The sequence below is a fragment of the Nocardia blacklockiae genome, assembly GCF_015477355.1.
Lineage (GTDB): Bacteria > Actinomycetota > Actinomycetes > Mycobacteriales > Mycobacteriaceae > Nocardia > Nocardia blacklockiae.
This window is the reverse complement of the sequence record NZ_JADLRJ010000010.1, coordinates 259,684-267,964: the sequence shown is the minus strand read 5'-3', so window position 1 is coordinate 267,964 and position 8,281 is coordinate 259,684. Positions and strand designations below refer to the sequence as shown.

The window sequence follows — 8,281 nt, the reverse complement described above, 5'->3', positions numbered from 1 at the left end:
AACAGGGCCAAGCACTGGCGGGCGGTGGCCACGCGCTACGACAAGCTCGCAATCACTTACCGCGCCGGATTCGTCCTGGCCCTGGTCGTCGAATGGCTCAAATTATTGGGAGACACGACCTAGCGCTGGCCCACTTCGAGCAGAAGATGTTGACCGGCAACAGGTCCCGATGAGTTATGGCCGAACTTCCGTCTGAGTGAAAGTGACCAGACGCTGGCGTGGGTCGCCCGGGAGTTCGAAATTCTCGTAGTTCACCGTCACCACGCCCTGTTCGGGGTGGCGGAAGCGCTTGCGGCCGTAGGTGCGCAGCGCCACGTCGCCCTCCTGCCACAACGCGGTGAATTCGGGACTCGCTGCGGTGAGTTCCTCGATCAGGGCAGTGGCCGCCGGGTCGTCGGGATAGCGGCCCGCGACCAGTCGCAATTGAGCGACCGTGGCGGCAGCTGTGTCGTCCCATTCGAGATAGAACGCGCGGGCGGCCGGTGCGAGAAACAATGCGCGCGCGAGATTCTCGTGTTCGCCGAGCGCGTCGAACAGTTTGCGCGCCAACGCGTTCTCGGCCAGCACCGTGAAGGTGTCGGTGATGATCAGGGCGGGGATGGCGTCCATCGCGTCGAGCATCGCGCGCAACTCGGGACGCGTGCCGTTCGCGCCGACGGGGCCGCGGCGGCGAGCCGGTCGGGCGAGGGCCCGCAGATGCTCGCGCTCGACCGGGTCCAGCCGCAACGCCTCGGCGAGGGCGTCGAGGACCTCGTCGGACGGGTGCGCCGACCTGCCCTGCTCGAGCCGCTGGTAGTACTCGGCGCTGATACCGGCGAGCTGTGCCAGTTCCTCGCGGCGCAGACCGGGGACGCGGCGGCGGCGGCCTGTGGGTAGGCCGACGGCGGCCGGTTCCACGCGGGCGCGGCGGCCGGCCAGGAAGGCGCCCAGTTCGGTCATGGCTTCAGTCTACGAATCAGCCTGGTACCGGCGGTACGTGGACAACGCGGGCCTGGCTGCCCGCGGGACCGTCCAGCAGGCTCGAGGTCATGAGCACAGCACAGCAGCGCGCCGACGTCATCGAAGCGGCGACCCGGATGTTCTGGTACATCGATACCGGTGATTGGGACGAGTTCCCGAGTGTCTTCGCCGATCAGGTCGTGCTGGATTACACCGCTATCTGGGGCGGCGAGCCCGTCACCGCGACTCCCGACGGCATTCGCCGCGACTGGTCCACACTGCTGGGCGCGTTCGACGCCACCCAGCACCTCCTCGGCAATCACCTCGTCCACGTCGACGGCCACCATGCCGAACTCACCGCGGTCTTCCAGGCCATCCACCTACTCGCCAACCGCTTCGGCTCCCCCCGCTGGACACTCGGCGGCACCTACCGAATCGGCCTGACCGACACCGGCAACGGCTGGCTCATCGACACCGTCGTCATGACACCGACCTGGGCCGACGGCAACAAGGAAGTCCTCACCCTCGCCGCGGCGGGCTCCGTCTTCGCCACGCCCTGAGCCGAGGCGGGTCCGGCCGGTCTCGACAGGACCGGCATCGGCGTATCGAGACTGTTCGGTAGGACATAACAAGTCGGTTGCCGCCCAACGGAATTGCCTGCCGGCTGGTCGACAACCCGTACGCTCCATCAGTTGTCCGGTGTCTTGGGGGAACGCTCTCCGGCTGTCGAAACTTCGGGCGGATCATGAGCCGGAATTCGACAGTGACTCAACCTGATTCCCCCCGCCGACCGTCGCGATTCGCCGAATGCTCGAAGCCGAGACTCTCGAGGAGACAGACGATGCCGCTCTACATGGCCGGAAGATTCCCCCGGCACGGTGACACCGATGATCAGCGAATCTGGTGGTCGCGTACCTACGACGGCAACAACTGGAACGGGATGAACGAGGTGCCGAACGCGAACTCGGCGGCCGGACCGTCGCTCGCGACCTGGCACGACAGGCTCTACATGGCATACAGCGGGGTGTATGCCAGCGGGACCGAGGACCGGAGCATGTCGTGGTCGAGTTTCGACGGCGACTCGTGGTCGCCACCGCTCGGCATTCTCGACCGCGAGATGCGGTTCAACCAGACCGCTCGCCGCCCCGTCCTCATTTCCCGGCCCGACCGTCTGCACCTGTACTGGGCCGGGCATCTCGACAATTTCGGCAACCCGGATCACAAGATCTACCACGCCACCTACGACGGCCAGCAGTGGCAGAGTGCCGGAGCGCTCCTGAACGGTCTTCCCGTGTCGGGCAACGGGATCTATCTGTCCAATGCGCACACCGCCGACGTCTACCTGCTCACCAGAGAAGGCGACAACATCATCCTGTACCGGTCCAGCGACGGCTACGACTTCGACGTCAACAACCGGACCGTATTGCCGCACCGATGCCTGGGCCTGCCCAGTTTCGTCGGATATCCGGGATTCATGACCGCGACGCTGATGGTGACCTACATCAAATCGGCCCGAGGCGGGCTGTTCGGCTCGACCTCCACCGACCGCGGCTACACCTGGGGCGCGGAGTTCGCCGTCACCAATTTCCATGGCACCCAACCCGATTACGGCGCTTGGGGTTCGGCGGATCCGTTCGCGGTGTGGGTCGGCGGTGACAGTCGGGTGTACACGGGCCGCCCGGCGGCGGGTTCCAGCTGGCGGGACCCGGCCACCGGCAATCCCCTCGCCCCCGACCAGCAGCCGGTCTACCAGCTGTCGAGTGGCACCACACCGACACTGGCGGCCTACGGCGACATACTGTTCCCGTGACCGCGCGCGAGTGCTGACACCGCCGGGCACGTTATGTCGTTGCGGACGGGTCGCTGCGCTGATCGAGGGTGTGTTGCAGTTCGGTGTTGCGACGCTGGGCCTCGGCGAGCTGGTTCTCGAGGACCACGATGCGGCAGGCCGCATCGAGGGTGTTGCCGGCGTCGACGAGTTGGCGGACGCGGGCGGCGAGGCGCAGTTGGTGACGCGAGTAGCGGCGGTGACCGCCCGGTGACCGTTGCGGGGTCAGCAATTCGGTGGCATCGAGGCCGCGCAGGAAGGCTTGGGTGACGCCGAGGATCTCCGCGGCGCGCCCCATCGAATAGGCGGGGAAATCGTCGTCGTCGAGTTTGTCGGCGGCGCTGTGGCCGCCGGCGGCAGGGGAGTTCTGTTGATGCACGGGGCCTCTCGGGTCAACGCCGACAGGCCCCGGCGCTGGTGCGCCGAGGCCCGGGATCTACGAAGGGGGGAACGTTCATTACCTTCAGCGGCCCGTCGGGACCGCTGTCACACACCGCATCCGGAGCTTCCCGAGATGCGGAACCGATAAATCGCTACTCAGTGACCACCTCCTGGATCCCCGATCTTCCTCGGTGCTTGCGGACTCGGTGTCGTTCGAAGTACTCGTCCCCTTCCGGCGGGTCCGGCCGACTGCGCCGGACGTCTGTCTCGTGCCGCCGGAAGGGGACGGTGGAACTTCCTACCCGGGTAGTTCACCTCCCGGCTTCTGGACTCCTCTTTTCGAACGACAGTGACTTTATAACGCCCCGCACCGAATGTCTACACCCGACACGACAGATTTTCGGCTGCCGCCGTGAGCGTTTATGTCACGTCGACGGAGCGGCTTCGGCCTGGAGGTCGATGACGATCTTGCCCTGCACATGCCGTCCGGCCTGGAGTTCGGCCGCGCGGCGGATCTGCTCGATCGGGAAGCTCGCCGCGATCGGCACCCGGAGTCGTCCGGCCGCGACCGCGCGAGCCAGGTCGTCCAGCGCCTCGGGCGCGGCGTCGGCCCCGTTGGCCGAGGAGACGCCGTCGACTTGCGCGGCAATGAGACCGATCCGGCCGTCCGGAACGCCGAGTTCCCTTGCGACGCGCACCGTCTCGGTCCCGTGCAGGTCGAGGGCGGCGGTGACACCGCCGGGAGCGAGGGCCCGCACCCGGTCGGCCAGGCCGTCGCCGTAGGTGACCGGCTCGGCTCCGAGTTCGCGCAGGAAATCGGCCGAGGTCGCCGATCCCGTCCCGATCACGCGCGCTCCCGCGAGCCGGGCCAGCTGGACGGCGAAGACCCCGACCCCGCCGCCCGCGCCACCGATCAGCACCGTGTCGCCGGGGCCGGGGTCGATCACGGCCAGGGCGGCGGATGCCGTGCGGCCCGCGATCGTGAGGGTGGCGGCGGTGCGGTCGTCGACGCCGTCGGGGGTGTGATGGGCCTCGTTCGCCGCGACGGCTCCGGCCGCCTCGACCACCACGAAGTCCGCGACCGCGCGCGACAGGGCGCCCCCGAACACGCGGTCGCCGGGCGCGAAGCCGGTCACCCCCGCACCGACCTGGTCGACCACGCCCGCGTAGTCGGTTCCGAACCCGGCCGGCAGGCTCAGGCCGAATCGGGACGCCGTGTCCGAGTCGGCGATCATGATCCAGTCCATCGGGTTCAGCCCGGCGGCGGTGACCCGCACCCGTACCTGCCCCGGACCGGCCTGCGGAGCAGGGATCTCACGGACTTCCAGGACTTCGAGACCACCGAACGAACCGAGCTGGACCGCCCGGCCCACCACCTGCTGATCGCTGTCATTCCGCATGTCTGCCTCTCTTCGGGACCGAGGGAACGCCTCGCCGGACCGAGGACCGCACTGAAACGGACTATGCTCCGCTTACATGGACGACCGTAACACAAACGGAGCATGATCCGCTTTGACTGATCCGGAGACACGCACGCCGCGCGCCGACGCCACCCGCAACCGCGACCGGTTGCTCGCGGCGGCGACCCGCGCATTCGCCTCGGGTGCGGCCGAGGTGTCGCTGCGCGCGATCGCCCGCGAGGCCGGCGTCGGCATCGGCACCCTCTACCGGCATTTCCCGACGCGCGAGTCGCTGGTCGACGCGGTCTACCGGGATCAGGTGGCGCGGCTGACGACCGGTGCCCGCGAGTTGCTCGGCCGCCTGCCCCCGGCCGCGGCGATGCGGCACTGGACGGACTTGTTCGGCGACTGGGTCGCGACCAAGAACGGCATGCTCGACACGCTGCCCGCGATGATCGAGTCGGGCGAGATCGCCCACGCGCAGACCCGGACCGAGTTGCTGGCGGCCATCACCATGATCCTCGAGGCCGGGCGGGCGGCAGGCGACCTTCGCTCCGACGTCACCGCCGAGGACACCGCCGCCTTCCTCATCGGCATCTTCACCGTGGCCCCGCGGCCCGAGCACGAAGCCAGGGCCGCCCGCCTGCTGGACCTGCTGATGGACAGCCTCCGGCCCGGCGCATCCGATCGGCCGAGCACACCGCCGCGGCGTTGAGAGGCGAGCGGTCTTCGAGGTGCGGGTCAGTGCGCGCCGAGGGCGTCGAGGATCATCGGGCGGGCCGTCGCCAGCGCCTCCTGCCAGTACGGCCAGGTGTGGGTGCCGTTGACGATGTCGACGCGGGCGGGAATGCCCAACGCGGACATGCGGTCTCGGAACATCTGTGCCGCGACCATCGCCAGCGCGTCGAGGCCCATGGCGTTCACCGTGTTGCCGACGCCGTTCGGCAGGTCGAGCGGTCCCGGCACGCCGTTGCCCGCGCAGACGTACATCGGGAGGCCGCGCAGTAGTTCGGCCTGTTCGGTGGCGTCGTTGCGGCGCCAGGCGGGATCGGTGGCGGGGCCCCACATATCGTCGACGTTGAAGTTGCCCTCGTCCCACATGGCCGCGCGCATCGCCTCGTTCCACATCGGGAAGGTCGGGTGCAGGAATCCCGAGAAGGATCCGGCGAACTTGAACTGGTCGCGGTGGTGGGCGGCCAGCGTCAGGGCGGCGTTGCCGCCCATGGAGGCGCCGACGATGGCGTTGTTGGTGCGCGAGACGCCGTATCGCGCCAGGAACGCGGGCAATTCGGCGGTGAGGAACGTCTCCCACCGGTAGGTGGTCGCCTGCCGGTTGGTGCTGCTCGGCCGATGCCAGTCGGTGTAGAAGCTCGAACGGCCACCGACCGGGAACACCAAGGTGACGTCGTCGCCCGCGAATCGGCGCAGCGCGTCGGTGTCGGTCGTCCACTGGCTGTGATCGGTCGGCGCGCGCAGTCCGTCGAGTACGTACAGGGCCGCGCTGCCGCCGCGCGCCGCCCACTGCACCTGAATCTTGATGGGCCCCATGCTGGAAGGCACGGACAGCTCCTGGAATCCGCCCGCCGGGGCCTGCCGCACCGGCGCGTGCACCGGCACGGCCGTGGCCGCGCCCGCGGTGATCCACGCCATCAGCAAGACCATGACCGCGACGACGCCGGCCTTCCCCAGCCGTGGCCGCCGGCTCGAAGATCGCGTCACACCACACCTCCCCGCTACTGTCCGGCAAGCTGCCGGAGACCCGAATTCCGCAGCTGCCCAGCCTAAATTCACCGAGCGGGACCAGCCAGGACCGGGAAGCCCGTCGGCGGCAGGCATTCGGCGTTGCGCGAAGATGGGCCGATGTTCGTCGTGATCCTCACCTACACCGCTGACCTGGACACCATCGATGCGCTGATCCCCGAGCACGCCGCGTGGCTGGACGCCAACTACGCCGCGGGGGTATTCCTCGCCTCGGGGCGGCGCGTGCCCCGCACCGGCGGAGTCATCCTGGCCGATGTCGGCTCCCGCTCCGAACTCGACGCGATCCTGGCGCAGGATCCCTTCGGCACAGCGGGCGCGGCCACCTACGAGGTGATCGAGTTCGTCCCGACCAAGACCGCACCGGCGCTGGCCCACTTGGCGCGGGAAACACCCTGAGCGGCAACGATTTTCGATCAGCCCGCTACTACCGCACCGCGGCCTCGGCAGCCGTCGGCTCGACCGCCCGGTGCGGGACGAGCAGTCCCGCGACCACCGTTCCGACGGCGATCAGCGCGCCGCCGAGCAGGAACGCCGTGGCGTAGCCGTCGCTGAGGCCGGCGGGTGAGCGGTCGGCTCCGGTGACGGTGGCGGCGACCGTGGTGAGCACCGCGAGGCCGAGCGCGCCGCCGAGCTGGCGGGAGCTGTTCAGCAGGCCGGACGCCATACCGGCCTCCGCGGCCGACACGCCGCGCATAGCAATGGTTCCCATGACCACGAAGCTGATGCCGATGCCGACACTGGCCATGATCGAGGGGCCCAGGATGTCGGTGACGAAGGTGCCGCCCGGCCCGCCCACGCCGAACCACGCGATGCCGACGGCGCCGAGAATGCCGCCCGCGATCAGCGCCGCGCGGTGGCCGAACCGGTCCACGATCGGCGTGACCAGGCGCATGCCGGCCACGGCGCCGAGCGCGAACGGGACGAAGCAGACGCCCGCGGTGGCCGGTGGGTACCGCAGCACCGACTGCATGTGCAGCGACACGAAGTAGAACGCGGTCAGCTGGCCCGCGGTGATCATGAAGCCGAAGACGTTGGCGCCCGCCACGCTGCCGTGCGCGAGCAGGCCGAGACGCATGAGCGGTTCGCGGACCCGCAGTTCCACCGCGATGAACGCGGCCAGCAGCAGCACCCCTGCCCCGAGCGTGCCGGCCGTGGCGGCGGAGGCCCAGCCGTGCTCGCCGGTGCGGACCACGCCGAGGATCAACAGCAGCATCGACGCGGTGACCAGCACAGCGCCGACGATGTCGAGCCGGGGACGCTGCTGCTCGACCGCGCCGCCGATGCCCCGCACGGCGGTCGCCAGCGCGGCGAGCACGATCGGGACATTGATGAGCAGGACCCACCGCCAGTTCACGAAATCGGTGAGCAGGCCGCTGGCGACGACGCCGAGCGCGCCGCCCAGCATGGTCGCCGCGGCCCACAGCCCGACGGCCTTGGTCCGGGCCGGGCCCTCCTCGAATGTCACGGTGATCAGCGCCAGCGACAGTGGCGAGAGCGCGGCGGCGCCCAGGCCCTGCACCGCCCGCGCGCCGATGAGAAGCGATTCGTGGGTGGCCAGTCCTCCGGCGAGGCTGGCGGCGCCGAACAGCACCAGTCCCGCGATCATCGTGCGGCGGCGGCCGATCACGTCCCCGAGCCGACCGCCCAGCAGCAGGAAGCCGCCGAAGACCACCGCGTAGGCGTTGACGACCCACTGCAGCGTGGTGGCCGGGAGGTCGAACTCGTCCTGGATGGCGGGCAGCGCGACGTTCACCACCGACAGATCCAGCGACACCATGAACTGCACGATCACCACGGTCGCCAGGACGGCGGCCGGTCTGTTCGTCTGCGACATCTGTTTCTCCACAACCGGATTCGATTTTCAGAACGCGTATTTTTTCTCGGTCAGCATAGCGGCGCTCGCGGTCGCGTGGGGTTCCTCGACTCGCCTCCCGGAAGCCACTGGCGAGATTGGGCATAATGATAATCTTTT

The 8,281-nt window shown here is 69.1% G+C and carries 9 protein-coding genes; 4 read left to right on the top strand and 5 right to left on the bottom strand.

What is annotated here, in order from left to right; all coding sequences use genetic code 11:
• Positions 1-174: 174 nt before the first annotated feature.
• A complete protein-coding gene (locus tag IU476_RS27340; RefSeq protein ID WP_195104771.1) occupies positions 175-939 on the bottom strand; it encodes a helix-turn-helix domain-containing protein in 765 nt (254 codons plus the stop codon).
• Between the two features lie 89 nt (positions 940-1,028).
• Here IU476_RS27340 and IU476_RS27335 point away from each other — a divergent pair, with 89 nt between their 5' ends.
• Both IU476_RS27335 and IU476_RS27330 read left to right on the top strand, forming a co-directional pair.
• Entirely contained in the window at positions 1,029-1,499 is a 471-nt protein-coding gene (locus IU476_RS27335; protein WP_195104768.1) for a nuclear transport factor 2 family protein, read from the top strand.
• Positions 1,500-1,780: 281 nt separating this feature from the next.
• Positions 1,781-2,749 (top strand): hypothetical protein, encoded by a 969-nt coding sequence (locus tag IU476_RS27330; RefSeq protein WP_195104767.1) that lies wholly within the window; start codon positions 1,781-1,783, stop codon positions 2,747-2,749.
• Positions 2,750-2,780: 31 nt separating this feature from the next.
• On the opposite strand, the gene IU476_RS27325 is transcribed toward IU476_RS27330, so the two are convergent.
• Positions 2,781-3,146: a MerR family transcriptional regulator gene (locus tag IU476_RS27325; protein ID WP_324194347.1), complete on the bottom strand. Its 366-nt coding sequence runs from the start codon at positions 3,144-3,146 to the stop codon at positions 2,781-2,783.
• 427 nt (positions 3,147-3,573) lie between these two features.
• Positions 3,574-4,548, bottom strand: a complete 975-nt coding sequence (locus tag IU476_RS27320) for an NADP-dependent oxidoreductase (RefSeq protein WP_195104766.1) — start codon at positions 4,546-4,548, stop codon at positions 3,574-3,576.
• A 112-nt stretch (positions 4,549-4,660) separates the two neighbouring features.
• On the opposite strand from IU476_RS27320, the gene IU476_RS27315 reads away from it, so the two are divergent.
• Positions 4,661-5,263 carry a TetR/AcrR family transcriptional regulator gene (locus IU476_RS27315; protein ID WP_195104765.1) on the top strand — a complete coding sequence of 201 codons (603 nt, stop codon included), beginning with the start codon at positions 4,661-4,663 and terminating at the stop codon, positions 5,261-5,263.
• A gap of 26 nt (positions 5,264-5,289) precedes the next feature.
• Here the strand turns inward: IU476_RS27315 and IU476_RS27310 are convergent, their stop codons facing one another.
• Positions 5,290-6,210 carry an alpha/beta hydrolase gene (locus IU476_RS27310; RefSeq protein WP_195104835.1) on the bottom strand — a complete coding sequence of 307 codons (921 nt, stop codon included), beginning with the start codon at positions 6,208-6,210 and terminating at the stop codon, positions 5,290-5,292.
• Positions 6,211-6,408: 198 nt separating this feature from the next.
• Here IU476_RS27310 and IU476_RS27305 point away from each other — a divergent pair, with 198 nt between their 5' ends.
• Entirely contained in the window at positions 6,409-6,705 is a 297-nt protein-coding gene (locus tag IU476_RS27305; protein WP_195104764.1) for a YciI family protein, read from the top strand.
• 28 nt (positions 6,706-6,733) lie between these two features.
• On the opposite strand, the gene IU476_RS27300 is transcribed toward IU476_RS27305, so the two are convergent.
• Positions 6,734-8,143 (bottom strand): MFS transporter, encoded by a 1,410-nt coding sequence (locus IU476_RS27300; protein WP_195104761.1) that lies wholly within the window; start codon positions 8,141-8,143, stop codon positions 6,734-6,736.
• Between the last annotated feature and the right edge of the window lie 138 nt (positions 8,144-8,281).